30 protein-coding genes and 1 pseudogene are annotated in these 25022 nt (G+C 47.2%); 9 read left to right on the top strand and 22 right to left on the bottom strand.

Translation table 11 applies throughout. From position 1 onward, the window contains the following. Positions 1–44: 44 nt before the first annotated feature. Positions 45–1415: a hemolysin family protein gene (locus tag FD32_RS03970; protein WP_047767599.1), complete on the top strand. Its 1371-nt coding sequence runs from the start codon at positions 45–47 to the stop codon at positions 1413–1415. A 70-nt stretch (positions 1416–1485) separates the two neighbouring features. Here the strand turns inward: FD32_RS03970 and fabI are convergent, their stop codons facing one another. From fabI to FD32_RS03895, 15 genes are all read right to left on the bottom strand, one after another. Beyond that, positions 1486–2247 carry an enoyl-ACP reductase FabI gene (fabI, locus tag FD32_RS03965; RefSeq protein ID WP_047767597.1) on the bottom strand — a complete coding sequence of 254 codons (762 nt, stop codon included), beginning with the start codon at positions 2245–2247 and terminating at the stop codon, positions 1486–1488. A gap of 18 nt (positions 2248–2265) precedes the next feature. Continuing rightward, positions 2266–3039: an acetyl-CoA carboxylase carboxyltransferase subunit alpha gene (gene accA, locus FD32_RS03960; RefSeq protein ID WP_047767595.1), complete on the bottom strand. Its 774-nt coding sequence runs from the start codon at positions 3037–3039 to the stop codon at positions 2266–2268. Then, entirely contained in the window at positions 3026–3880 is an 855-nt protein-coding gene (gene accD / locus FD32_RS03955; RefSeq protein ID WP_047767593.1) for an acetyl-CoA carboxylase, carboxyltransferase subunit beta, read from the bottom strand. Before accD ends, accA begins: the two co-directional genes overlap by 14 nt. Next, the gene (gene accC, locus FD32_RS03950) at positions 3867–5249 is read right to left on the bottom strand and encodes an acetyl-CoA carboxylase biotin carboxylase subunit (RefSeq protein WP_047767591.1); all 1383 of its coding nucleotides are present in this window, start codon (positions 5247–5249) and stop codon (positions 3867–3869) included. The genes accD and accC overlap by 14 nt, the downstream gene beginning before the upstream one ends. Before the next feature lie 9 nt (positions 5250–5258). Beyond that, a complete protein-coding gene (gene fabZ, locus FD32_RS03945) occupies positions 5259–5693 on the bottom strand; it encodes a 3-hydroxyacyl-ACP dehydratase FabZ (RefSeq protein ID WP_047767588.1) in 435 nt (144 codons plus the stop codon). A gap of 3 nt (positions 5694–5696) precedes the next feature. Beyond that, complete coding sequence (locus tag FD32_RS03940; protein ID WP_047767586.1) at positions 5697–6131, bottom strand: acetyl-CoA carboxylase biotin carboxyl carrier protein; 435 nt, start codon at positions 6129–6131, stop codon at positions 5697–5699. A 5-nt stretch (positions 6132–6136) separates the two neighbouring features. Then, complete coding sequence (gene fabF / locus FD32_RS03935) at positions 6137–7369, bottom strand: beta-ketoacyl-ACP synthase II (RefSeq protein WP_047767584.1); 1233 nt, start codon at positions 7367–7369, stop codon at positions 6137–6139. An 11-nt stretch (positions 7370–7380) separates the two neighbouring features. Further along, a complete protein-coding gene (gene fabG, locus FD32_RS03930) occupies positions 7381–8112 on the bottom strand; it encodes a 3-oxoacyl-[acyl-carrier-protein] reductase (RefSeq protein ID WP_047767582.1) in 732 nt (243 codons plus the stop codon). Beyond that, entirely contained in the window at positions 8103–9035 is a 933-nt protein-coding gene (locus FD32_RS03925; RefSeq protein WP_047767580.1) for an ACP S-malonyltransferase, read from the bottom strand. The genes fabG and FD32_RS03925 overlap by 10 nt, the downstream gene beginning before the upstream one ends. Before the next feature lie 3 nt (positions 9036–9038). After that, positions 9039–9284, bottom strand: coding sequence for an acyl carrier protein (locus FD32_RS03920; RefSeq protein ID WP_047767578.1), 246 nt, complete (start codon positions 9282–9284; stop codon positions 9039–9041). 21 nt (positions 9285–9305) lie between these two features. Next, entirely contained in the window at positions 9306–10274 is a 969-nt protein-coding gene (locus FD32_RS03915; RefSeq protein WP_047767576.1) for a beta-ketoacyl-ACP synthase III, read from the bottom strand. Positions 10275–10289: 15 nt separating this feature from the next. Further along, positions 10290–10730, bottom strand: a complete 441-nt coding sequence (locus FD32_RS03910) for a MarR family winged helix-turn-helix transcriptional regulator (protein WP_047767574.1) — start codon at positions 10728–10730, stop codon at positions 10290–10292. Between the two features lie 72 nt (positions 10731–10802). Continuing rightward, positions 10803–11249, bottom strand: coding sequence for a 3-hydroxyacyl-ACP dehydratase FabZ (gene fabZ, locus FD32_RS03905; protein ID WP_047767572.1), 447 nt, complete (start codon positions 11247–11249; stop codon positions 10803–10805). Positions 11250–11495: 246 nt separating this feature from the next. Next, complete coding sequence (acpS, locus tag FD32_RS03900; RefSeq protein ID WP_047767570.1) at positions 11496–11849, bottom strand: holo-ACP synthase; 354 nt, start codon at positions 11847–11849, stop codon at positions 11496–11498. Between the two features lie 9 nt (positions 11850–11858). After that, positions 11859–12287, bottom strand: coding sequence for a CopY/TcrY family copper transport repressor (locus FD32_RS03895; protein ID WP_047767568.1), 429 nt, complete (start codon positions 12285–12287; stop codon positions 11859–11861). Between the two features lie 146 nt (positions 12288–12433). Here FD32_RS03895 and FD32_RS03890 point away from each other — a divergent pair, with 146 nt between their 5' ends. Beyond that, positions 12434–13804: a DHA2 family efflux MFS transporter permease subunit gene (locus tag FD32_RS03890; RefSeq protein WP_047767566.1), complete on the top strand. Its 1371-nt coding sequence runs from the start codon at positions 12434–12436 to the stop codon at positions 13802–13804. 241 nt (positions 13805–14045) lie between these two features. Further along, positions 14046–15200, top strand: a complete 1155-nt coding sequence (locus FD32_RS03885) for an MFS transporter (RefSeq protein WP_047767564.1) — start codon at positions 14046–14048, stop codon at positions 15198–15200. Between the two features lie 45 nt (positions 15201–15245). Here FD32_RS03885 and FD32_RS03880 read toward each other — a convergent pair whose 3' ends face one another. Further along, positions 15246–16160, bottom strand: coding sequence for an aldo/keto reductase (locus tag FD32_RS03880; RefSeq protein ID WP_047767562.1), 915 nt, complete (start codon positions 16158–16160; stop codon positions 15246–15248). Between the two features lie 55 nt (positions 16161–16215). On the opposite strand from FD32_RS03880, the gene FD32_RS03875 reads away from it, so the two are divergent. Beyond that, on the top strand, positions 16216–17268 hold the full coding sequence (locus FD32_RS03875) for a dipeptide epimerase (RefSeq protein ID WP_047767559.1): 1053 nt from the start codon (positions 16216–16218) through the stop codon (positions 17266–17268). A gap of 121 nt (positions 17269–17389) precedes the next feature. Here FD32_RS03875 and guaD read toward each other — a convergent pair whose 3' ends face one another. From guaD to FD32_RS03850, 5 genes and pseudogenes are all read right to left on the bottom strand, one after another. After that, positions 17390–18727 (bottom strand): guanine deaminase, encoded by a 1338-nt coding sequence (guaD, locus tag FD32_RS03870; RefSeq protein ID WP_053003002.1) that lies wholly within the window; start codon positions 18725–18727, stop codon positions 17390–17392. A 117-nt stretch (positions 18728–18844) separates the two neighbouring features. Next, positions 18845–19429 carry a L,D-transpeptidase gene (locus tag FD32_RS03865; RefSeq protein WP_053003001.1) on the bottom strand — a complete coding sequence of 195 codons (585 nt, stop codon included), beginning with the start codon at positions 19427–19429 and terminating at the stop codon, positions 18845–18847. A 119-nt stretch (positions 19430–19548) separates the two neighbouring features. Further along, positions 19549–19875, bottom strand: a complete 327-nt coding sequence (locus FD32_RS03860) for a carboxymuconolactone decarboxylase family protein (RefSeq protein WP_047767556.1) — start codon at positions 19873–19875, stop codon at positions 19549–19551. Positions 19876–19887: 12 nt separating this feature from the next. After that, a pseudogene (locus tag FD32_RS03855) lies at positions 19888–20302 on the bottom strand (cupin domain-containing protein). A 95-nt stretch (positions 20303–20397) separates the two neighbouring features. Then, positions 20398–20874, bottom strand: a complete 477-nt coding sequence (locus FD32_RS03850) for a flavodoxin family protein (RefSeq protein ID WP_047767554.1) — start codon at positions 20872–20874, stop codon at positions 20398–20400. A gap of 55 nt (positions 20875–20929) precedes the next feature. Between FD32_RS03850 and FD32_RS10205 the strand changes: the two genes are divergently transcribed. Together FD32_RS10205 and FD32_RS10200 are read left to right on the top strand one after the other, a co-directional pair. Further along, positions 20930–21298, top strand: a complete 369-nt coding sequence (locus FD32_RS10205; protein WP_235803754.1) for a LysR family transcriptional regulator — start codon at positions 20930–20932, stop codon at positions 21296–21298. After that, a complete protein-coding gene (locus tag FD32_RS10200; RefSeq protein WP_235803753.1) occupies positions 21246–21806 on the top strand; it encodes a LysR family transcriptional regulator substrate-binding protein in 561 nt (186 codons plus the stop codon). Before FD32_RS10205 ends, FD32_RS10200 begins: the two co-directional genes overlap by 53 nt. A gap of 52 nt (positions 21807–21858) precedes the next feature. Here FD32_RS10200 and FD32_RS03840 read toward each other — a convergent pair whose 3' ends face one another. Then, positions 21859–22380 carry a GNAT family N-acetyltransferase gene (locus FD32_RS03840; protein WP_047767553.1) on the bottom strand — a complete coding sequence of 174 codons (522 nt, stop codon included), beginning with the start codon at positions 22378–22380 and terminating at the stop codon, positions 21859–21861. A 126-nt stretch (positions 22381–22506) separates the two neighbouring features. Here FD32_RS03840 and FD32_RS03835 point away from each other — a divergent pair, with 126 nt between their 5' ends. From FD32_RS03835 to FD32_RS03825, 3 genes are all read left to right on the top strand, one after another. Beyond that, entirely contained in the window at positions 22507–23331 is an 825-nt protein-coding gene (locus FD32_RS03835; protein WP_053003000.1) for an alpha/beta hydrolase, read from the top strand. Positions 23332–23340: 9 nt separating this feature from the next. Next, a complete protein-coding gene (locus FD32_RS03830) occupies positions 23341–23982 on the top strand; it encodes an endonuclease III domain-containing protein (RefSeq protein WP_047767551.1) in 642 nt (213 codons plus the stop codon). Positions 23983–24220: 238 nt separating this feature from the next. Beyond that, complete coding sequence (locus FD32_RS03825; RefSeq protein WP_047767549.1) at positions 24221–24877, top strand: HD domain-containing protein; 657 nt, start codon at positions 24221–24223, stop codon at positions 24875–24877. Positions 24878–25022: the final 145 nt, after the last annotated feature.

Raw genomic sequence — 25022 nt, 5'->3', positions numbered from 1 at the left:
ATAGATATGAAAATAGAAATGAAAGCCTAGGTGAAGTTTGTAATATGGATGCACTATGGTCATCTTATTGGTTTAGATTAGTTGTTATTATATTGATTCTTCTTCTTGCGGCCCTCTTCACGCTGCTAGAATACTCAGTTGTTAAGGTTCGGCCCAGCGAACTAGCCGAACTCCGCCAGACACGGAAAGTCAAGCGAGCAATTCACATGGTCAATAACCTGAACGAGTACCTATCAACTGCCCAGGTTGGTGTTACCATGACGTCGCTGATTTTAGGGTGGATTGGTGATGAGTTCATTACCGACTTACTTATGAAGATTCACTTGATTCCCGAAAGCGTGTTGAAACCACTGGCACCAGTTATCGGTGTTCTGATCTTCACTTTCTTCCACGCCGTCTTTACTGATTTGGTTCCTAAGAACATGGCAATTGACTGCCCGGTACCGATCCTTTTAGCAATTGTTCACCCCGTTCAGTTCTTCCACACGATCTTTTACCCATTCGTATGGTTGTTCGCGGTGGCTGCTGCAGGGGTCACTAAGCTATTAGGATTTAACGTTCAGCCTGAAGAAGATACTTATTCGCAAAATGAAATTGTGACCCTTTCTCGTCAGTCTGAAAAGGCGGGTGAAATGGATAAAGAGGATGTTCTTTTCATGCAGCGAGCATTTGAAATGAATGATAAGGTTGCCGGAGATATCATGATTGACCGGACCCAGCTGGCCGTCATTGATATTCAAGCTTCAATTGAAGACGCCGCTAAGCTTTACTTTGAAAAGAAGTTTACCCGGGTCCCCGTTGTTGCGAATAATGATAAAGACCACATCTTAGGGTACATCTTCTCCTACGATGTGATGCGGCAAAACCAAATCAATCCCCAGCAGTCAATTCGAACAATTATGCGGCGAATCCCCATCGTTTATGAGAATGAACCCATCACCAGTGTCCTGCAAACCATGGTTAAGAAGCAGGTCCCAATCGTTGTTGTCCAGGATGAGTACGGTGGTACTTCTGGTATTATTACAGATAAGGATATTTATGAAGAACTCTTTGGTACCGTGGGCGAAGAAATTGACCATGCCACTTCTGACATGATTGAAAAGAAGGATCCCGATGCCAAAGGGAATCCAACCTATGAAGTATCTGGGAAGATGCCGCTTGACGACTTTGAACGATACTTCCACACTAAAATCGCTCAGTTTGAAAAGTCTGAAGTTACAACGTTGACCGGTTTCTTTTTGGAACGTCAGTATGATTTAAAGGTTGGTCAGCCGATTCGGGTGGACAACTTCTCCTTCACACCTTTAGACCTGCAAAACTCTTATGTTAAGAAGTTCAAGGTCGTTTATATAAAGCTGAAGAAAAAATCTCAGGCTGATGATGATAACGACGATCAGAAGAAAGAAGAAAAATAGCTTAAATACTAAAAGATCCGTAGCGCTCATTAAGTTGAACGCTGCGGATCTTTTATATTGCATTTTATTTTCAAATCAGGTGGACACCCTTATCAACATAAATAATGTCACCAACAACCCCCGTGGATAAATTACTCATCAAAAAGGCGCAAGCATCACCAATTTCTTCGAGGGTAACACTTTGGTTATCGACTGTCCGCTCTTTTGAAATCTTCAAAAGATTAGAATGACCACCAATCCCGGTGACCGCTAGTGTTTTCATTGCTCCAGCAGAAATAGCATTAACCCGGACGCCGTATTCACCCATATCCCGGGCCAAGTACCGGACATTGGCTTCCAGGGCCGCCTTGGCAACGCCCATTACATTGTAGCCCGGGATTGCCCGTTCTGAGCCAAAATATGTCAGAGTGACAATGCTAGCGGGGTCATTTAGGAGGTCTAAATCATGCGCACACTTTGCAACTGCCAGAAGTGAATATGCGGAAACATCCTGGGCAAGTGCGTAGCCCGCCCGCGTTGTTGAAAGGATTGAACCGTTCAACTCTTCCTTTTTGGCAAAGGCAATGGCGTGAACAATACCGTCAACTTTGCCAAAATCACTTTTGATTTTTTGAAAAGCAGTCGAAATACTGTCGTCGCTTGACACATCACATTCAATCAGGTGATCATCGTCATTGACTAGTCGACTAACGCTTTTCTTCATCCGTTCATTTTGGTAGGTATAAATGATTTTGGCTCCTTGCTTAGCCATTTCTTGGGCACATCCCCACGCAATTGAACGCCGGTTTGCAACCCCCATCACAATAATTTTCTTTTGATCTAAAATTCCCATTCTTTTTTCTCGCTCCTCTTAAAATTTCCGATACCGTTTTTGGCGCCTTTTCAAAAGCTCCGCACCAGAAAATTCATTCAACTTTTTTAACCGCTTAGAAAGGACATCGCGAATTTCAGCCGTAACTTGCTGGTGATCAGCTTGTTCGGGAATAATGCCTTCGATTACCCGCTTTCTTAAAAGGTCGCTAGGCGTCAGTTGCATAATTTCCGCTGCTTCGTCACTGCGACTACTATCTTTCCACAGGATTGAAGCAAAACCTTCTGGAGATAAAATCGAATAAGTGCTATTTTCTAGCATCCAGACCTCATCACCACAGGCCAACGCTAAAGCACCCCCACTACCGCCTTCACCAAAGATAACGGTGATGATGGGTGTTGGCAACTGACTAATCTGTAACAAGTTGTCCGCAATGGCGGCACCTTGTCCATCCTCTTCGGCTGATTGGCCAGGATAAGCACCCGGAGTGTTTACAAAAAAAAGAACCGGCCGGTGAAACTTGGCCGCCTGTTTAGCTAATCGTAATGCTTTACGATAACCACTAGGGGTGGGGCAACCGAAGTGGGTTGCGACCCGTTCTTCAATTGCTATTCCGCGGTCGGTGGCAATGACGGTTACCGGTTGATGAGCAAAAGTAGCTAGACCACCAACGATTGCCGGATCATCGCCGCCACAACGATCACCATGAAGTTGAATAAAATTAGGAAATAATTGCGTAATAAGTTCTTTTGTAGTGATTTTTTGCTTGCTCCGGGCAGCAGCAACCACTGCTGCTGCATTATTCTTCGTCATTTCTGCCACCTCCCAACTTTAGTAACCGGTATAATTCCGCTTTTTCATCTTCTCGTCGTACTATCCGGTCGATAAAACCGTGTTTGACCAAGTTCTCGGCATCCTGGAGGTCCTTAGGGATCTTTTGCTGAATGGTTTGTTCAATGACCCGGCGACCGGCAAAGCCAACTAGGGCATGGGGCTCAGCAATGGTAATATCACCTTGCATCGCGAAGCTAGCAGTAACCCCACCCGTCGTGGGATCCGTTAAAACCACAATGTACAAGAGTCCCGCCGCCGAATGTTGTGCCACCGCATTTGAAATCTTGGCCATTTGCATTAACGACATAATGCCTTCCTGCATCCGGGCACCACCAGAAGCCGTCCACAAAACGACGGGTAATCGTTGTGCCGTCGCACGTTCAAACATCCGGGTGATCTTTTCACCCGTTACCGTTCCTAAAGAACCCATGATAAAGGTAGGGTCCATTACGCCAAACGCAAAGTGCATATCTTTAATGCTTGCTTCTCCGGTCAAAACTGAATCGTTTAACCCCGTTTTGGTTTGGCAGGCCACCAGCTTCTTCTTGTAGCCTGGGAAACTTAGCGGATCGTCAGAAATCAGCCGCTCATCGAGGTCAGAAAAATGATCAACCGCCCATTTCAAACGCTGGTGCGCGCTGATTCGAAATCCATAGTGACAGGACGGGCAGGTCGCGTATTGGTCAATTTGCTTAGATAGGACCGTGGCCCCACACTTTGGGCACTTTCGCCAAAGGCCATTTGGTACCTTCGAGTCTGCTTGCTTATCAGCCTTCACATGCTGGGCCGATAGTGTGTTATCTTGCTCATAGAGTTTCATTATGTTCCTGCCCTCCTTTCCAACGTGGCATAAACGTCTTTTCTAAGTAGGTCGTGGTAAAGTGACCATCTAAAAATCCAGGATCATTAAGGATTGCTAAATGGAAGTTTTGGTTCGTATGAATTCCCATAATTACCATCTCGTTTAAAAGACGCTTTAATTTTTCAACTACTTCTTGCCGATTATGACCATGGGCGATCACCTTCGCAATCATGGAATCATAAAATGGCGTGACCGTTGTTCCCGGGTAAAGGGCCGTATCAATCCGCATCCCGAGGTTGCCCACTGGCAGGTAAAGGTAATTGACCTTCCCAGTTGAAGGCATGAAGTTTTTTGCCGGGTCTTCGGCATTAATCCGGCATTCAATTGCGACCCCGTTCAAACGGATATCATCCTGTTTAAATGGCAACGGCTGCCCGTCAGCAACTTTTAACTGTGCTTTAACAAGGTCAATTCCCGTAACCATTTCCGTAACGGTGTGCTCAACCTGAATCCGGGTGTTCATTTCCATAAAGTAAAAATGATGGTCCTTATCCATTAAGAATTCAAGCGTCCCCGTGTTCAAATAGTCAATAGCATTCACAGCCCGGAGAGCAATTTTACCAAGTGCGGCCCGCTGCTTTGGTGTAATCAGGCAGCAGGGGCTTTCTTCAAGGACCTTCTGCTTATTACGTTGCAATGAACAATCCCGTTCAGGAAAGTAAACCGCATAGCCAAACTGGTCCCGAAAGACCTGAACTTCGATGTGCTTAACGTCGGTCATGATCTTTTCCAAATACATCCGATCATCATTAAATGACAGGCGGGCCTCATTTTGAGCATCACTAAAGGACCGCTCCATCTGGTCAGGACTATCGACCCGGCGAATACCTTTTCCGCCACCCCCGGCAGCCGCTTTTAACAGGACCGGATAACCAATCTTCTTTGCAACCTGTTCCGCCGCCCGATAATCACGAATGTAACCGTCACTGCCAGGAATAACTGGAACACCACACTTCTTCATTTGGACACGGGCGTGCTCCTTATTCCCCATCAGGTCAATCGTCTCAGAACGCGGACCAATAAACGTGATGCCACATTCAGCACACATTTCTGCAAACTCGGCATTCTCAGAAAGAAAGCCAAAGCCAGGATGGATTGCCTCCGCACCGGTACCGACTGCAGCCGCCAAGACATTTTGCATATTTAAGTATGAATCCTGTGGCCGTGCCGTCCCGACACAAACCGCCTCATCTGCTAACTGAACATGGAGACTTTCCCGGTCAGCGGTTGAGTAAATTGCCACCGACTTTATTCCTAATTCCCGGAGTGAACGGATAATCCGCACAGCGATTTCACCCCGGTTAGCAACCAATACCTTCGAAAACATTCAACTCACCTAGCCAATCATAAAGGTCATTTCAGCGGTACATGCCCGTTTGCCATCTACCAAGGCGGTTCCTTTTCCTTCGCCGATATTGCCCCGAATTTTAGTTAGTTCAACCTTTAGCTGCATTGAGTCACCAGGGCGAACAACCTTCCGAAATTCAGCAGAATGAATTCCACCAAAATAGGCCGTCTTTCCCTTAAATTCGGGGGCAGACAGCAAAGCAACCGCACCGGTCTGCGCCAAAGATTCGACAATCAAAGCGCCAGGCAAAACCGGATTATTGGGGAAGTGACCATTAAATACTTCTTCATGAATAGTCACGTTTCGTCTCGCAACCGCCATTTTTCCAGGCTCTAATTCCTCAACGCGATCAATCAACAGCATTGGATAACGGTGCGGAATGATTTTTTGAATATCTGTTGAGTCTAAATTAACTTTAGCCATTAATTATTCTCCTTCCGAAATGGTAAACAATGACTGGTTAAATTCTACGAGGTCACAATTTTCAACGTCGATGGACTTAACCACACCGTCACGGTCACTTTTAACCTCGGTAATCATCTTCATCGCTTCAATCACACAAACCACGTCACCCTTGTGGACATGGTCACCGACTTTAACATAGGCTGGCTGGTCTGGCTTCGGCTGCAGGTAAACAGTTCCCACCAACGGTGCCTTGATTGCGCCGGTATTAGAATCAGTGGCTGGCTTTTCGGCAGCGCCGTTTTCATCACCAGCGTTAACCTGCTTTTCAACTTTAACGGGTGCCGATTGGTTATTCTTGCTTAGGTAAAGGTGGAAACCGTGGTCATCAATCTTAAGTTCCCGGGTTGAGGAATGCTCAAACCCGGTCATTAATTTTTGAATATCATCAAATTCCAAACAAGTTACCCCCATTTTCTAAAGGCTAAGACAGCATTATGGCCACCAAAGCCAAACGAATTGCTTAACGCGTACTTTGCCTCTGGTGCATCCTGGTTTTCCTTATTAACAAGGTTAACTGGACATTCTTCGTCTTGGTGGTCACAACCAATATTCATTGGCAGCTTACCCTTTTCAAGAGCAGCAACAGTAATTACCGCTTCAATTGCGCCCGCAGCACCCAAGAGGTGCCCAGTCATTCCCTTTGTCGAACTGACCAAAACGGAGTTGCCCTTGCCAAATACATGGTTAATAGCAAGAGCTTCACCACTATCGTTAGCATGTGTTGCGGTTCCGTGAGCGTTGATGTAATCAACTTCTTCCGGCTTAATATTAGCTTCATCGATTGCTTCTTGCATCGCCCGGGCAGCTCCTTTTCCATCCGGGTCAGGAGCAGTAATATGATAAGCATCCCCAGTAGCGCCATAACCGACAACTTCACCAAGAATCTTTGCTCCCCGCTTTTCGGCGTTTTCAAGGCTCTCCAAAATGAGGGCCCCCGCACCTTCACCAAGTACAAAGCCATTGCGGTCCCGGTCAAATGGCTTAGAGGCCTTCAATGGGTCTGTTGCGGTGGACAAGGCATTAAGGGCCGCAAAGCCAGCAATGCCGATTTCGTTAACAGAGGCTTCCGCCCCACCGGCAATCATTACCTGGGCCCGCCCTTCTTTAACTTGGCGAAATGCTTCGCCAATACTGTTAGTACCACTGGCACAGGCAGTGACGATCGAAGTGCAAATGTTTTGGGCATTAGCGCGAATCGCAATGTTACCAGCAGCCATGTTGGCGATTGCCATCGGCACAAACATTGGTGAGACCCGCTTAGGTCCCTTCTCGTGCATCTTAATAATCTGCTCTTGGATGGTGGTTAAACCGCCAATACCAGAGCCATAAATAACGCCAAGGTCTTCAGCGCGAGTATTGTCCGCATTAATCCCCGCCATTTTCAGCGCTTCAACTGCCGTTTGAACTGCGTACTGTGAATAAAGGTCCATTCGTCGTGCTGACTTCTTGCCGACAACTTCTTTCGGGTCAAAATTATCAACTTCACCGGCAACGGTAATCCCCGTCGGCGTTGCATCAAACTTACTGATCTTTTTGATGCCCACCTTCCCCGCGAGGGTGTTTGCTACAAAATCGTGCAAACCGTTACCATTGGGGGCAACTGCGCCCATCCCTGTAACAACAACTCTTGTCATTTTATTCACTCCTAAATTGTCATTCCACCATCAACAACGATTGTTTGGCCAGTAATATAATCATTTTCCGCCAGAAAGACAGCCGTTTTGGCCACCTCTTCCGGCTCACCAAACCGCTGCAGGGGGATTTGCTTAGATATTTGCTTTTTAACGTGGTCAGATAAAGCAACGGTCATATCGCTGTCTATCATTCCGGGAGCAATCGCATTACACCGAATACCGCGCAACGCCCCTTCCTTAGCAACCGACTTAGTCAAACCAACCAAGCCCGCCTTGCTAACCGCATAGTTTGCCTGACCGGCATTACCGTGGAGACCAACGACACTCGCCATATTAATAATGCAACCTTGCCGCTTCTTATACATTTTCTTAAGAACCTGCTGGGTCAAGAAAAAGGGGGCACGGAGGTTGGTCGTGATTACGTCATCAAAATCCGCATCTTTCATTCCGATAAACAGCTTATCCCGATTAATCCCCGCATTATTAACTAACACGTCAATTTTGCCGAACATATCCCACGCTTTCTTCGCTAGTGAAGTAACCTGGGTGGCGTTAGCGAGGTCACCTACCAGGTAAGTATATTCGCCACCAACATGATCAAGACGGGCCTTCAACTCCGCATTAAGTTCGTGGCGACCGTTTAAAATTACCCGGCATCCCTTTTTTAAGAATGCTAGCGCAATAGCAGCACCAATGCCACGACTACTTCCGGTAATCATGACGACCTTATTTTTTAGCTCCATTGTTGATTCTCCTTTAAATAAGTCTGGTAATCCTTCAACGTACCAATGTGGGTGCGAACAAGATTCGAATCGACTTGCTTGGCAAAGCGTAAGAGGGTCTTCCCTGGCCCAATCTCTAACGTTGCATCAATCTCTAAGAGCTTCACCATATACTGAACGTCCTCACCGAAGTGGGTCGAAACCGCCAGCTGCCTTTCCATAATGGACGCGATGTTTTCGGCGGTAAACGGGGCCACGACTGTATTACTGATTACCGGGACTGTTGGTTTATGGAATTGCTCTTCTGCTAGCCGGTCATGCATCTTGGCCCTTGCACCGTTAAAAAGTGGCGTATGGAATGCACCACTTACCTTTAACACGACGACCCGCTTAGCCGCTTGCTCAGCCTTTATATCACCAGCAGCTGCCTTGACCTGGTCAGTTGCACCGCCCAAGACAACCTGTTGCGGTGAATTATAGTTAGCAACCCACACCTGCGAGTAACGATCACAAACAGCAGCAACCTTATCATGAACGGGGTTCAAGACGGCGGCCATCGTGCTGTCAACCTGATCAGCATCGGCTTGCATATATGCACCCCGGTCCTTTAACAGACTTAGACCCCGATCTGCAGAAATTGCCTTACTAGCAATCAATGCCGCGTATTCACCCAAAGAGAGTCCCGCCATTGCGAAGATTGGCAACTGGGGCAAGTCACGCTTAAGCATTTGGTAAATACCGAAGCTCATTGCCACAAGGGCGGGCTGAACATACTTCGTCTGCTTCAACTCCCCGTCCTTGCTAGCCATTATTTTCTCCAGGTCCAACCCGGTAATCTGGCTTCCTTGAGAAACGATGCTTGTAAAAAGGGGATCAGATAAAAAATCCAATCCCATTCCCGGCTTTTGGGCGCCTTGACCACTAAATAAAATTCCTAGTCTCATATCCTAGTCCTTGGCTGCGATTTGCTTGGCAACAAGGTCAACAACGTCACCAATCGTCTTTACGGATTCATCACTGTCTAACTCAATATCGAACTTGTCTTCTAGTTCGTTCATGATTTCAAAGACATCCAAGCTATCAGCATCAAGGTCATCCTGGATATTTGTGTCCAGCTTAACCTTATCTGCATCAATGTCTAATTCATCCACAACAATTGCCTTAACGTCATTAAAAATTTCATCTTTACTCATAATTACATTCCTCTTTCTTCTTTAATATTTGATAATTATTGTACCGGTGGTCAAGCCACCGCCAAAACCGGCCAGGACAAGCGTATCGCCCCGTTTTATCTTGCCGTGGGTAACCAACTCATCGAGCAAGAGTGGCTCACTGGCTGCCGAGGTGTTCCCGTACTCATTAATGTTAATTGGAAACTTTTCTAACGGCTGATCCAACCGCTTAGCAACCTGACGAATAATTCGCGCGTTTGCTTGGTGAAGCAAAAAATGGTCCACCTGGTTAAGCTCGATTCCCGCATCTTGCGCCGCCCGCTTAATTGAGGCGGGTACTTGGTGGGTAGCAAATTTGTATACCGCTCGCCCATCCATCGAAAAGGGTGACAAGCTGGTAACCCGGCCAGGAAAATCGGTAGCAACTTTTGTCTTACCGGCAACAATTTTGTCGCTTAGTTCCCCAAAGCTGACCAGGTCTTGACCATAGAGGCAATTTTCACGAGCCTCCTCAATCAAAACCCCACCAGCGCCATCACCAAACAAAACCGCTGTTGTCCGGTCCTGCCAGTCAATGATTTTCGAAAGAATCTCACTGCCGATAACGAGGGCCCGGTGAAATGGGTCCTGCATAAGAAAGCCACCTGCAACTGCCAACGCGTAAACAAAGCCTGAACAGGCCGCTGAGATATCGAAAGCAACGGCATTTCGTGCACCAATTTGTCCCTGCACGATTGCAGCAACCGATGGCGTATATGAATCTGGTGACATGGTGGCAACGATAATCAAATCAATGTCACCGACTGGCACACCACTCTTTTTCAGCAAGCGAGTGGCCACTTTTACCGCTAAGTCACTGGTGTTTTCACCGTTGCTAATATGGCGTTGCTTGATGCCGGTACGGGATTGAATCCACTCATCAGACGTGTCCATTAACTTACTGAGGTCATCATTTGTTTCGATTTGTTGGGGAGCAACACTTGCGGTCTCAACAATTCGCCAATTTTTCACTACTAACCTTTCCTTTTAAGCATGTTCGTTTAGGAAGTCCTCCAGGTTATGAATTGCCTTGTTAACAATCGATAACTCTTCAGCATCCATGCCCTTTAAAAAGCTCTTGACCATCATATTGTGAAAGGCCCTGTGTGCCCGGTATAACACCCGTCCCTTATTAGTTAAGTACAAGCGAATTATTCGCCGGTCCGCTTTATCACGCTTACGTTCGACGTAGCCTTTCTTGATTAGACGGTCCGTCATGGCCGTCATCGTTCCCGGAGTAAGGTGGAGTTTCTTTGCCACCTGGGAAACGGTTTGGTGGTCATACATTGAAATAGCATCAACTGCATGGAGATCCTTGATGGTTAAATCGCTAAAAGTACTCTTACAAAGCTCTTTTTCTTCCACCCAGAGGATTCCGTTATAAATTTTAATTAGTGCTTCGTTAATTTGTTGATACTCATTGGTCATAATGCATTCCCCTTTTTATTTGTTATGTCAAATAATTAAGATATCAAAATACATTATAGACGAAACAAGCATTTAAATCTTTGCCTGACGATCGGCAACGATAAAGACTAGCTGCGCACTGCAGACTTTCCGTTCACCGACAGTCGCCACTGCATCGACGATTCCCATTTGCTGACGCTTTTTGACCATCTTAATATGCAGTTTCATTACGTCCCCAGGGACGACCATTTTACGAAACTTTCCCTTATGAATTGCACCCAGATAGGCAGTCTTTTTGTAAAACTCCGGCGATTTAAGGATCAAAACCGAAGCTGCCTGGGCAAGACTTTCAATTATTAACACACCCGGCATTACTGGGTTATGCGGAAAGTGGCCGCGAAAGAACGATTCATTAATGGTGACGTTCTTGGTCGCGACAATGCTCTCACCTGGCACCATCGAATCTACGTAATCGATGTAGCAAATTGGATAGCGATTCGGGATTAAATCCATAACTTCTTGAGCCGTCATTAATGCCAAATATCACACCAACTTTCTATTTAAAAAGTATTTCGAACATCAAAGTATTCGATGATCAAATTATATGCATGATTATTTTGACTGTCAAACTATTTTCTTATCTAAATAAATTAATTGGCCTGAATTATAAATATTTCTATTATTTTACCTAGGTAATTACAGTCATTAACCTTAATTGCTAAAATTATTTGATTTAAAATTAAAAAAGCCTGCAGATGATTAATAAAAACCATCAACAAGCTTTACCTAATCCTCTAAAATAATCTCTGTCATTACTAATTTACCAGTGTGACTCACCGAAGCATGGGCCACCCCGCTAACGGGCGATTTGGTGACGATTGGTGCACCAAGTTGATTGTCAATAATTTCAACATCTTGAAAGCTAACCGCCTTACCAATTCCGGTACCCATTGCCTTTGCAAAAGACTCCTTAAGTGACCATCTGCCAGCGAGGTACTCATTGGCCCGCTGACCGGTAAATTGTTGGTACTGTCTTATCTCTTGCGGCGTTAGAATTCGTTTTACGTACTGGGGATGCTGTTTTGCCATGTGAGCAACACGTGCTATTTCTGTTAAGTCTATTCCTAGTCCCTTTATCATCTTTTCTCCCTAACAGTTCATTTTTCTCCCCGGGATACAGTTACACTGGACCTGATCCGGAGCTGTCGCCAATTTTTTTTGGAGGGTTTCTTGTAAAGTCCGAATATCATCCTTACTTAGCTCCACCTGATTAAGCACGTGGTTCAGCGTCTGCCCAACCCGTCGTTCACAGATACTTTGAAAGAGATCATCGGCCGCTTGACACATCATTGATTGTTCCGCAACCGCCGGATGATAAATGAAGGCCCGACCATGCTTAGTAGTAGTTAATACTCCCTTAGTAACTAAGCGGTGCAAAAGAGTTTTAATCGTTGCGGACTTCCAATCAACTTTTCTTTGAAGAATTGCCGTAATTTCCCGGCTGGTTGCTTCATTTAAGGTCCATACGATTCGCATTACCCGCCATTCAGCCGGCGTAATTTGCAAATCTTTCACCATTTAACACCCCTCTTAATACATATGTAGATAATTTTAGTCTAGCATCTTTTTAACTGTTTAGGAAGCATTGCAATTATGATTGACTTTCCAACGGGACTTGATACACTTAACTACTGTTAATTTTATCGAAGGAGATATCTTATTCAATGAAAGATCAACGTATTAGTCGGGCCCTAGCTATCATGGTTTTCGGAACCTTCTTTGGTCTATTTTGTTCAACCTTGATGAATATCGCTATTCCGACCTTTATGAACGTCTTCCATATCTCGGAAGGACGGGTTCAATGGGTAATTAACGGTTATATGCTAGTTAACGCTCTCATGATTCCGGTCAGCTCCTACCTCATCAAACGTTTTTCCTTCCGTCGTTTATTCATCCTGTTTGCGGGAATCTTCCTTTTAGGAACGATGATGGGCGCGGCGGCAATGAGCTTTACCTTCATCGTAATTGCGCGGATGATCCAGGCAATTGGGGCGGGGATGATGATGCCCCTCGTTAACGTTCTTGCCATCCGTTACGCCAAGCCGGGAAAAAAAGGACAAATTATGGGAATCATTGGGCTCGCCTTTAACTGCGCCCCTATCCTCGGACCAGCCTTTTCTGGTTTCTTGCTGAACTACTTTTCCTGGCGGTACCTCTTCATCTTAATCCTGCCTTTCGCCCTTGCCACGGTAATCCTTTCCGTTGTCTTCCTGCCCTATATTCCACATAACGAGTCACCGCGCTTTAACATGGTTGGCCTAATCACCATCACGGTTGGTCTTTGGTCATTACTGATGGGGCTTTCCAACGTTTCCAACTACCAACTAACCAGCTTTAACGTAATTGGTTATGTCGCAATTGGGTTAATTGCCTTGGCCTTCTTTTACATCAACCAACGTCATAGTGACCACCAACTGATTAATTTTCGCATTTTTGCTCACCGTCAATTTGTCTTAGCAACGGTAATTAACATGCTGATTACGGCAACCATGTACGGGAACACCATCCTGATTTCGCTCCTTGTCCAAGTCGTGCTGGGTAAAAGCACCGTTGTCTCAGCCATTAGTGTCCTCCCGGGAGCAATTTTGACCGGTTTATTATCAATGACGAGCGGCCGCTTCTACGATATCTATCCAATCAAAGTCCTCGTCGGTGCCGGGCTAATCATTGATATTATCGGGACAACCTGCCAGGCAGCAATTGGTGCCCGGAGTACTGTCCTGATGATCACCATTTTCCAAACGGTCCGTCAGTTTGGTTTAGTGACCATGCTGATTCCCCTACAGACTCAGGCCCTCTCCCTTTTGCCAAACGAGATTGTTCCCGATGCCGTCGCTACCTTTAACACGATGCGACAAATTGCGGCCTCGTTTGGGACGGCCCTGATCATTGCCGTTGTCGGAATCATCAATAATATTCTTCATTGTCAGTCTTCTCACCTGGGAATTCAGAGTGGTTTTGCCTTCTGTTTACTCTTTCTCCTAACCTCCCTGTTTTTAAGTCAGAAACTATACCACAAGATCAGAAAAGCTTGACCCAAAATCGGGAGTCCCTTTGCTGGCTGGTCCCCTTACAATTAAACAAGGGGGGCTTCCTAACCCCTTATTTTTTAAATTATAACGTTTTACTAAACCGGTTATGTTATAATATCAACGGTTTAGTTCACTGAACTAATACCGGGGTTTTAAAAGCAACATCCCCATTTTGTCCCCGCCAAACAAAACGTGCACACTATCTGCATTAATATGCTTGAAGAAGGGATTGGATTAGTTCTTTATGAAGTATCGTTTACAAAGTATTGTGTTTGTCCTCGTCGCCTTTTTACTCGGTTGCAACGAATTTATGGTGGTGGGGGTCATCTCAAACATTGCCAAAAGTTATCACGCCTCCCTTTCAACAGTTGGGTTGTTGGTAACCATGTTTGCTTTAACCTATGCCATCTGCACGCCGGTTCTAACAACGATAACCGCAAAGTATGACCGCTTTAAGGTGCTGATGACCTTAATGGTCGTTTTTCTGGTTGGCAATACCTTGACAGCCTGTTCACCTAACCTGCTCTGTCTCTTTGCCTCACGAATAATCACTGCCGCGGTAGCCGGGGCCATTATCTCGCTGGTTCTGGTCTACGTTAGCATCATCGCTCCTATTCAAAAGCGGTCGATGTTAGTGGCAACGGTCTTTTCAGGCTTTAGTACGGCCACAATTATTGGGGTACCAATTGGGACAACGATTAGCACCGCTTTTTCCTGGCACGCTAGTTTTGCCTTCATCAGTATCTTAACCTTAATCATTACGATATTCTTGTTTTTCTTGGTTCCCCGCAATACCAAGCAGGCTAAAGGGTCAATTATGCATCAGCTTCAGTTACTGCGGGACCCGCGAATCTTTTTAGGAATCGTGATCATGGTCGCTCTGATGTCTGCTGAATATACTTTTTATACATACATTCGACCAATCATCACCGATGTCCTCCACTACAGCACCACCCAGCTGAACTTGCTACTCGGGCTTGTTGGTATCATGTTTATCATTGGGAATACCTGTGCCGGCACCATCTCTGGACGGTACGGGACGAGTAAAATGCCCCTGATTAGCGGCGCCTGTCTCCTGCTTCTTTTGTTGATGGGGCTGTCTTTTACCAACGCATTCACCGGCATTATCTTACTGTGCGTGATTTGTCTGGTCCTCGGGATGCCTGGTTCAATTCTCCAAGTAATGTTTTTGAATGTCGCTGACCGCAACTATCCAGAAGCAATGAACCTGGCATTTTCCCTTAATCCCATTTGTACAAACATTGGGGTGACCGTGGGTTCATTCACCGCTTCAGTCAGTGTTAACTTCCTGGCAATTGGTGAGGTTGGCTATATTGGTGCCATCTTCGCAATTATTAGTACAATCGGTTCGGTTCTTTTAATTCGCCATGATAAATAATAAAAAATCGGTTAACGAAATAGTGTTTTCGTTAGCCGATTTTCTTTAGAATTCATTAGGTTTAGCAATGTAGTCGTCAACCCCATTCGGGTTTCCCGACCACTTGTATTTATCATACCAAATCGAGTGTTTTTCCTCATCTAATTCTGCGATTGCTTCCATCTCGTCCGCCGTGAGAGAAAAGCCGTCAAGGTCACGGTTAGCTCGCATCCGATCTGGATGGCTAGACTTGGGAATAACCACAAAGCCCTGTTGCAGTTCCCACCGCAAGATCACCTGGGCCGGACTCTTCCCCTTTTCCTTAGCAATCCGGTTTATTACCGAGTTAGCCAGGGCCCGACCATTGCCCAGTGGTGACCAGGCCTCGAGCTGGATTTTATTTCCCTGACAGAAGGCTACCGTGTCGGGTTGGTGAATAAAGGGGTTAAACTCGATCTGGTTGATTGCCGGCATTACCTGGGCGTGGTCTATCAGGTCAGTCAGGTGGTCAACATCAAAATTGCAAACCCCGATTGCCCTTGCTTGACCATCCTTTAGAATTCCTTCCAGGGCGCGCCAGGATTCGTTGTACTTGCCGAAAACCGGCCAGTGGAGAAGTAGCAGGTCGACGTAATCGGTCTGCAGGTCCTGGAGCTGCTGGTTAAAGGCTGCCCGCAGCTTATCATAGTCACCCTGGTCACCGTTAAAGATTTTAGTGGTTAAGAAGAAATCATCACGCTTTTTACCGCTTTCCTTAATTGCCTCTTGCAATCCCTGACCAACACCACTTTCGTTACCATACTGTTTAGCAGTATCAAACAGGGTATAACCATTGGCAGCAGCGGTCCTTACCAAATCGGCGGTATCATCCGGATTGGTTTTCCAAACACCCATGCCAATCTGCGGCATCTCAACGCCATTGTTTAGTTTTACTGTCTTTTCCAAATTAACATCCCTCTTTCCTATCAGTAAGTATACCATTTCTCCTAAGGCGTGATATGATTATGATATTCCAAAAAGAATCGACTTGATAAACATGACAGACCAACTAGTAATCAAAAATTTTCAAACCGCAGTTATTGACGAACCCCTGAAGCGCCCCTTCATCACCCACCTACACAAGGTAACGGCGATCCACGCGGTCCAAGTGAAGCTAATCCTGACCAACGGCCTAACCGGAACTGGCGCCGCCACCCCCAATGAAAAGGTCACTGGTGATACGATGAGTTCCTTGAAGGAAACAATGGATTCCGTAATTGGCCCACAACTAGTCGGCAAGTCACTCAACCACCTGGAGGAATTGATGGCTACCTTGGCAAACGTGATTCGCTACAATGAGCCGGCCAAGGCGGCCTTTGATATGGCCGTTTATGATCTCCTAAGCCAGATCACCAAACTACCATTTCCAGCCCTCTTTGGTGGTGCTAAGGATACCATGCAAACTGACTATACGATTAGTATCGGTAGTCAAGAGCAGATGGTGACTGAGGCGCGCGAATTAGTTGCCGCGGGTTTCACAGCCCTTAAAATCAAGATTGGGAACAACCCCGTTGCCGAAGACGTCGCGACCGTGGCCGAAATTGCTAGAACAGTGGGACCCAAGATTCCCCTCCGCCTGGACGTTAACCAGGGATGGAATTACAAGCAGGCGCGGCGGGCCTTGACTATGCTGGAAGAACGCAACCTCAACATCGCCTTCGTTGAACAGCCCCTAGCCGCTGACCAAATTGCGGAAATGGCCCGCTTACGGATGCAGACAACGATCCCCATCATGCTTGACGAAAGTGTCTTTTTACCGGCTGATGCTCTCAGAGTCATTCGCGCTGACGCCGCCGACTATGTCAACATCAAGCTGATGAAGTGTGGGGGGCTCTTTCAGGCGGCCAAGATCAACGACCTCTGTGCCACTGCGGGAATCGGTTGCATGGTTGGGTGCATGATTGAATCGCAGGTCGGCCTCGCCGCTGGACTAGCCTTTGCTTTAGGCCACCAAAATGTTAAGTTCATCGATCTTGACTCCTGCTTTATGGCCAAGGACTCTGCCATGACCCTGATAAGCAATGATGGGCCCAAGTTGATGTTGAATTGAGTTGAGGATAATTTCGGCAAGTGTGTGCCACATGACGAACAAGAAAGCCCTCAGCAAGACAAGACCTTCCTGAGGGCTTCTATTGTCACTCAATTACTTTTGGTGTCGTGATTGTTATACTTCATGCCTTGTATACTTCTCTGCCGCCCACAAAGACGTGACAAATATCTGCTTGTTCCGTTTGGTACATTAGGCGCTGGAAAATATCCGCCGTCGTCAGGGGCATCAATGCACGGTGCATTCGTACAATCTGTAGGTCAGCGGTGTAGCCTTCCTGAATTACGCCCGCCTTTAAGTGCAGGGCCTGGGCCCCTCCCCGGGTTGCCAGGTAGAAGGCGTTGGCCATTGTAATCCGGGATCCCTGGACACCCCGCTGCTCAGCTAGCAGGTGGTTGTCAACCCCATCGGTCAACTGCTGTGACGACTTCACTGCTTGCCGGGCATTATGATAAAGGCTCGGCGTATACCCACCAGAGATGTCAGAACCCAGGCCGAGTTTATTGCCCAGCTTCAGCAGACGGTTAACCGGGAGAATCCCGTTGCCAAAGTAGATATTCGAAATTGGGCAGTGGGCAATCGCCGTCCTTCGTTCTCGTAAGACCTGCCAGTCACCGGGAGTCAACTGGGTTCCGTGGGCCATGACGGCCCGGTCAGTCAGAAGACCAAAGTGGTCCATCACGGTCGTATCGTGCTGACCGAAGCGTTCGATTGCGTAGCCATGCTCCCAGTTGCTTTCACTAAGGTGGGACTGGACCGGCAGATTATAACGGCGGGCAAGCTGGCCCAGGCCAACCAATGCTTCATCGGTACAGCTGGGTACAAAACGCGGTGTAATCACGGGGGTAATCGTCTGCCCAGTCCGGCTTTGCATCTTCAGAACCGCTTGGATAAAATTCTCCGTTGACTGTAATGCGGCTTTAGCCGATGAATTACGGTAATAATCGGGGGTCTGGTCAGGGTTGTCCATTACCACCTGGCCAATAAAGCCGCGTAGTCCTTGGCTAACAACTTCCTTGGCGAGGGTCATATTGGCGTCAAAGTGAATCGTCCCAAACATCATTGCGGCCGTGGTCCCATTGGCCAGCAGGGTATGAACAAAGTCGTGATAGACTCGCTGGGCATAGGCGGGGTCGCTGAACTTGACTTCCAGGGGAAAAGTATAGTGGTTAAGCCAATCGGCCAGTGGGCGGTCGAGGGCCAATCCTGCCTGTGGCCACTGGGGCGCATGCACGTGAAGATCAATGAATCCCGGTATTATGTATTGGTCGCTATCCAACTCCAGAAGCCGGTCTGCCTGCCGGGCGCTTTGCAGCTGGGCGGCGTACTCCTGATCACTTGGCTGGAGAATTCGTTGAATGACCCCTGTCTGGTCAATCATGATCAGGGCGTCCTTTACTGATTGAACGTTATTAGGATCTGTTGCAGTGAAGTATGTTCCGCTAATTGTTAATTCTGCCATCAAAATACCCTCTTCATATTGTTTATTATAGTTTATAGCGAACTTTCAATGGTGTAAAGAGAATATTGTTCGTTATGCTTTTCAATATAAAAAAGGGCACCGGCTCCGCACCGATGCTTATTTCGTCCTAATTATCGGCCACCACGACCTTGGTCCCGGTCGGTAGATTAGTTCAATCCACTTGGCATCGTCAATTGACAGGCAGACGCAGCCGGGTGAGCTGGGATGCTTCACCTGTTGCTTTGCCAGACTTTTGATGTAGTGATGTTGGTCTGCCGTTGTGACAACCGAATGGAACATGTAGTCCCCGTTCCACGACAGGCAATAGTTGGCCCCTAGCCGCAATTTCGGATTATAGACCCGGTCCATCCGGATATTGGAAGTCGCAAAGGTTCCCGTTGGCGTGGCACTGACCATCTTGTGCGTCAGGGGATCCTTTTGGTAAGCTCCCGCCGAGCTATACATCGTGTACAAGAGTTTCTTTCCACTATAGATATAGGTTCGGTTGCCTTTTAGGCTGACCTTCACCCAGAGGTTGGGTCGACCATTCAACTCTGGGTAAGGAACTGTCTCGGAAGACTTGACCCAACTAATCGGTTGTCGCATGTGATTATTATCAGCGGCAGCTGTTGTCCACGGCAGGGTTATCCCCAGTACAAACACCAATAGTATTAGCCAGCAATGCCGAATATGATAACTCATCCATTCTTCACTCCCTATTTTACGCTAACACTACTAATGTACTTTTTTTCTACCACCTTGTTAACAACAAAAGCGTTAGGTGAAGGTAAAATCCACCTAACGCTTTTAATCGATGTGATTTACTTATCAGCGCCCCAAACCTTCTTAGCAATGTTAAAGGCAGACCAAGCATTCGGCCAGCCAACGTAGAAGGCTAGTTGGGTGATGACCTCCACAATCTCTTCCTTGGTAACGCCATTGTCCTTAGCCGCCTGCATGTGGTACGGCAGCTGGGCAAAAGCACCCTTAGTAATCAGGGCAGTGACCGTAATCATACTCCGGTCACGAGGCTTTAATTCTTTTTCCCTGGACCATACTTGGCCGAAGAGAACGTCATCGTTTAATTCCGCAAACTTGGGTGCAAAGTCACCCAGTTGGTCACGACCTGCTGTTTGTTTTTTAGCCATAACAATCCCCTCCTACTTACTTAATTTGCTGTAGTAATCATCGTCAACCTTTTCGCACCATTCGCTGGTTCCCTTGGTAATTGCAATGTGAGCGAACCAGGAGTCCTTAGTAGCGCCGTGCCAGTGCTTGACTCCTTCATGAATTGCAACCACGTCACCGGGCTGTAATAGCTGGGCTGGCTTTCCTTCCTCTTGGTACCAACCTTCACCCGCTGTTACCAGGAGAATCTGGAAGCCGTCGTGGTATATGCCAGTCGTTGCGGCAACCAGGTTCGAAAGAAACATTCGACACGTTGATATCGATGTTATCGTCCGGTGAAACTAAGCCATTTAAATAACTAGTCCCGATAAAATACTTGGCATAGGCAACGTTCTTGTCACCAAAGCCAAACATATCGTTTTTCACTGTATCTTCATTCTTTGCCATGTGAAGGCCTCCTCAAAGTTGTTAACTTTACTTTAGACGCCCCCGGCATTAATGTGAAATACTTATTTTAATTAATGGCTAATGCTCAAATTGTATTATAGTTTACGGAGCCAGGACATCAGGCTGGCGGAAGAATACGCTGGCTTGGCATGGGTCAGGACATGGTAACCGTCCAGGACCGTTAGCTTCCCAGCATGAGCGATAAAGTCCTGCTGGTAGTTACCCGTGTCACTCCACCCCGTTGAAAATGGTGCAACCTTCCCCTGGTAGCCCTGCAACTTAACTAGCAGTGCCATCACCGGTGAGGCAATTTGGCCATCCCAGACTGGACCGCCAACCAGGATATCATCATAGTAAGACAGGTCAGGAAGCTTAGTGGTGATTTCAGGAAGACGGTTTGTCTGCCGTTGTTTCTTGTAAACCACATCCGTTGCCTCCATGTCCTGCGGAAAAATCTGGTCCGCTACCTTGACCTGGAGGATATCGGCGCCCGTCATTTCATGGATTTGACTGGCTAACCGGGCTGTATTACCAAATTGTGAATAGTAAAGGATTAATGCTTGCTGTGCCATCGTAAATCGCCCCTTGTTGTATAATTAATTTATTAAGAATTGGAGGCCCTCCTAAATGGATACCCGCGTTTTAAAGTATTTTTTAACCGTTGCTAATACTAATAATATCACGAAAGCAGCCAAGCAGCTGCACATCACCCAGCCAACCCTCTCACGGCAAATCATGGAGTTAGAAAGGGAACTCGACGTCGCCCTCTTCGACCGGACCCAACGCCAGCTCCAGTTAACGAAGGCAGGCGTCCTATTTCAACAGCGGGCAACCACCCTCCTCCAACTGGTCGACCAAACCAAAGACGACCTCCACCAGCAGGAAAAGGAACTGGTCGGATCAGTTAACTTGGGTTGCGTGGCCTCACTGGCTTCTCCCTTTCATGATGAAGATGGTCAACGACTTTCAAAAGGAGTATCCGGGTGTCCGCTTTAATGTTTTCGACGGTGACGGTGACGCCCTCCGTCGGCAAATTGATGAAGGCCGGCTGGACCTTGCCTGCCTGATTGAGCCCGTCGAGGCGGCCAAGTATAACTACGTCGTCCTCCCCATTAAGGAGCAGTGGAGCCTATTAATGCGTAGTGATGATTCCCTGGCTCAAAGAACCGCCATCAGCAAGAATGACCTTTATAAACTGCCGCTGATCCTCCCCCACCGTAACATCGTCCGGGACGAGGTCAGTGATATCTTAAAACTCGACCAGACAAAGCTCAACTGGATGGTGACCAACAACCTCCCCAGCAACACGATTGAGTTGATCCGGTCCGGTAACTATTACGCAATTGGCATTAAGGGAATCAAGGCCTTGAGTGCGGACCCCAAAATCACCTTTATCCCCTTCACCCCGAAGAAGGAAACTGGCCATCTCCTGATCTGGCGCAAAAATAACATGCTGGCCCCCGGCCGCCGAGCGCTTCCTCCAGTTCGTGACCGAACGGATTAACTAACGAAAAAGGCCCTGCTGTGAGTCTTCACTAGCAGGTACCCTATAACAACTATTTAGTTAATTGTGCGTAAACGTACAGCACTTCATCAGGACGGTAGTAACCATAAACTTCGCCGACCTTCTTGAAGCCATGCTTGGTAATCAAGTGCTGCATGATTTTGTTATCAATGTGGGTATCAATCCGGATAGTTTCAATATCTGTCCGGTGTTCCTTAATGTAGTCCAGAACAGCAACAAAGAGCTTCGAAGCGTAACCGTGACCGGTGTGCTTGGAGTGAACGGCAACCCGGTGAAGGACCACGTACTTATCAGTATCGATGAGCCACTTGCCCTTCATCTTAGCATACGATTCATCTGGCCCGTCGACAACCGCAACATAACCAACCGTTTGGTCATCATCAGACTGCGCCAGAATTGCCCAACCATTTTCAATGTCTTGCTTAACAACGTCAGCGTTCGGGTAATCGCCCTGCCACTGGTCAATTCCTTGTTCAGCCAGCTGGTTACTGCCATCCTTTAAAATAGACATGATCTGGTCGTAATCTTCCATTGTGGCCTTTCTTAATTTCATCGTTCGTACCTTCCCTTCTCGTTATTCTGGAATGATCCTAATTTATTCCGACTAAAAAAACCTTATCATACTTTCCCCTGCTTTGCCAAGCGATTAACATTCAATTTAAAAAAGGAGTTTATTGAAATGATTTTTCGTCGTTACTTTTGGCTATCTCTAGTGGTTATTCTGTGTACCCTAGTTTGGACCCAGCCGGTTCACGCGGCTAAGTATGTCCAATCAACAACACCGACAATTTTCTTTCACGGCTACAACAGCGGCGCCCATGCCGAGCAATTTATGGTTAATGGCATCAAAAAGGCCGGGGTCAGCAAGACCAGCATCACGGCAGAGGTCGATGCCGATGGGAAAGTCACCCTCTTGGGCACCATCCCCCGCCAAGCCGCGAACCCACTGGTAATGGTAAATTTTGAAAACAGCCGCAATACCGACTATACCATGCAGGGGCAATGGGTCAAAAATGTTATCGTCAAGCTTCAGGACCGTTACCATTTCAAGAGGATTAACATCGAGGCCCACTCAATGGGAAACCTCGCCGTAATGTACTACCTGCTTCATGACGGGCGAGACCATCGCCTACCGCAGATTCAAAAACAGGCCGCACTGGCCGGCACCTTTGATGGGGCAATGGGCTGGAACGAACCTGCCAACCTGACAATCAACCCGAAAACGGGTAAGCCATCCCGGGAAAACGCCTCTTTTAAAAAGCTCCTTCCCCTGCGGCACACTTATCCCCAGCAAATCAAAGTGCTTAACTTATACGGCGATTTGGGAAATGGCAACGACAGTCAGGTTAGCAATAATTCTAGTCGGACCCTTCGCTACCTAATCAACGACCGGGCAGCATCCTACAAGGAAGTTAAAATCACCGGGCCCAACGCTTCCCACGAGCTCCTCCACCGTAATCCCCAGGTGAACCGGGAACTGATCAAGTTCTTCTGGGAGAAGTAGGTGCTCAGAATGGGACTAACCTTATTAAGCCTTTACCAAAAGATGCAGCGGGAGATGGGCCCTTCTGGCTGGTGGCCGGCCGACTCAAAGGAAGAAATCATCATTGGGGCCCTCATGATACAAAATACCAACTGGCAGAATGCCGATAAGGCGGTCGCTAATTTTCGGCAACGAACAGGGTTTAATCCGGAACAAATTACCAAACTTTCAGTGGATGAGATTCAAGCACTGGTACGTCCGGCCGGTTTCTATAAAAACAAGAGCAAGGCGGTAACCGCCGTTTTTTCCTGGCTCGCCAGGTTCAACTTTGACTACCCCCAAATTCGCCAAACCTATGGTACTAACCTCCGGGCGGCTCTATTAAAGCTGCACGGGGTTGGGGACGAGACAGCAGATGTCTTTCGTACCTATATTTTTGATGACCCGGCCTTTATTGCGGATAAGTATGCGCGGACGCTGTTTACTAAGCTTGGTGTGCACAACCTCAGTAACTACCAGTCACTCGCCAAGCGGTGTGTACTAGGGCCCAGCTTCACGGTCGCCATGGCCCAGGACTTTCACGGTCTCATCGATGAGTTCGGCAAGACCTACTTCCACCCCGTAACTAAGTTTGCCCAGAGCTTTCTCAGTGGTGACCGGCTCATCTTATAGATTACGCTGAGTCAGGTAGAATGTTCTTCAGCCATGACTTTTCGCGCTTACAATAGTACAGGGTCACCGTATTTTCACCACCTATTTTAGATTCCATTCACCGAAGCATCCCATACGCCTAGGGGAGTGTGCTTACAAATTGGTGGGTCCTAATTACAATTATAGTAAGAAGAGACTTGCCCTAGTTAAAAAAATCCGTTAGTCTTAAAGCATTAACTAACTGAAGGAGCATCAGATAATGACGCACGAACAACAAATTGCTGCGGTTAAGCGGTACACGATCGATAAACTTGGTGAGGATAGCACCGGCCATGGAATGGACCACATCAACCGGGTCGTCAAGATGGCCAAAAAAATTGCCCTGGGTGAAGGGGTCGACCCCTTCCTCCCCGTTGCCGCTGCTTACCTCCACGATACAATTGACGAGAAGCTGGTGGCGAGCGTTGATGAAGCCAAGGAGGAACTCTGGACATACCTGGAGCAGAATGGTTTTGAAGCAAACGACATTTTCACCATCATGGACGTCATCGCTAACATTTCCTTCGCCCACACCCTCGATAAGGGCGAGATCCACCTCAGTAAGGTTGGCCAAATCGTGCGTGATGCTGACTGGCTAGATGCTATCGGGGCTACCGGCATTATCCGGGCTGTCTACTATGGCGGAGCCCACCATGAAAAAATCTATGACCCCCGGATTAAGCCGCGGGAAAACATGTCCCATGAAGAGTACCGCAACCTTGATGACGAGACAATCATCAACCACTTCTATGAGAAGATTCTCAAACTGGCGGGGATGTTACAGACACCGACGGCAAAGCAGATTGCGGTCCACCGCCAGGCAATCTTGAAAGACTTTCTCACGGAATTCCATAATGAATGGGATAATAAATGCTAATAAGCGAGCTGAGAATGTCTTGTACGGCTAGTATAAGGCGTTGATTCACGGGCACTAAAAATGTGTATTACTATGGAATATTTGAAGATAAATCGAGTAGGAGGTAATTGATTAGTTCAATTACCGACCTCTCACACCACCGTAC

The sequence above is a fragment of the Limosilactobacillus panis DSM 6035 genome (assembly GCF_001435935.1).
In the GTDB taxonomy this organism is placed as follows: Bacteria; Bacillota; Bacilli; order Lactobacillales; family Lactobacillaceae; genus Limosilactobacillus; species Limosilactobacillus panis.
This window is presented reverse-complemented; position numbering and strand designations above follow the sequence as displayed.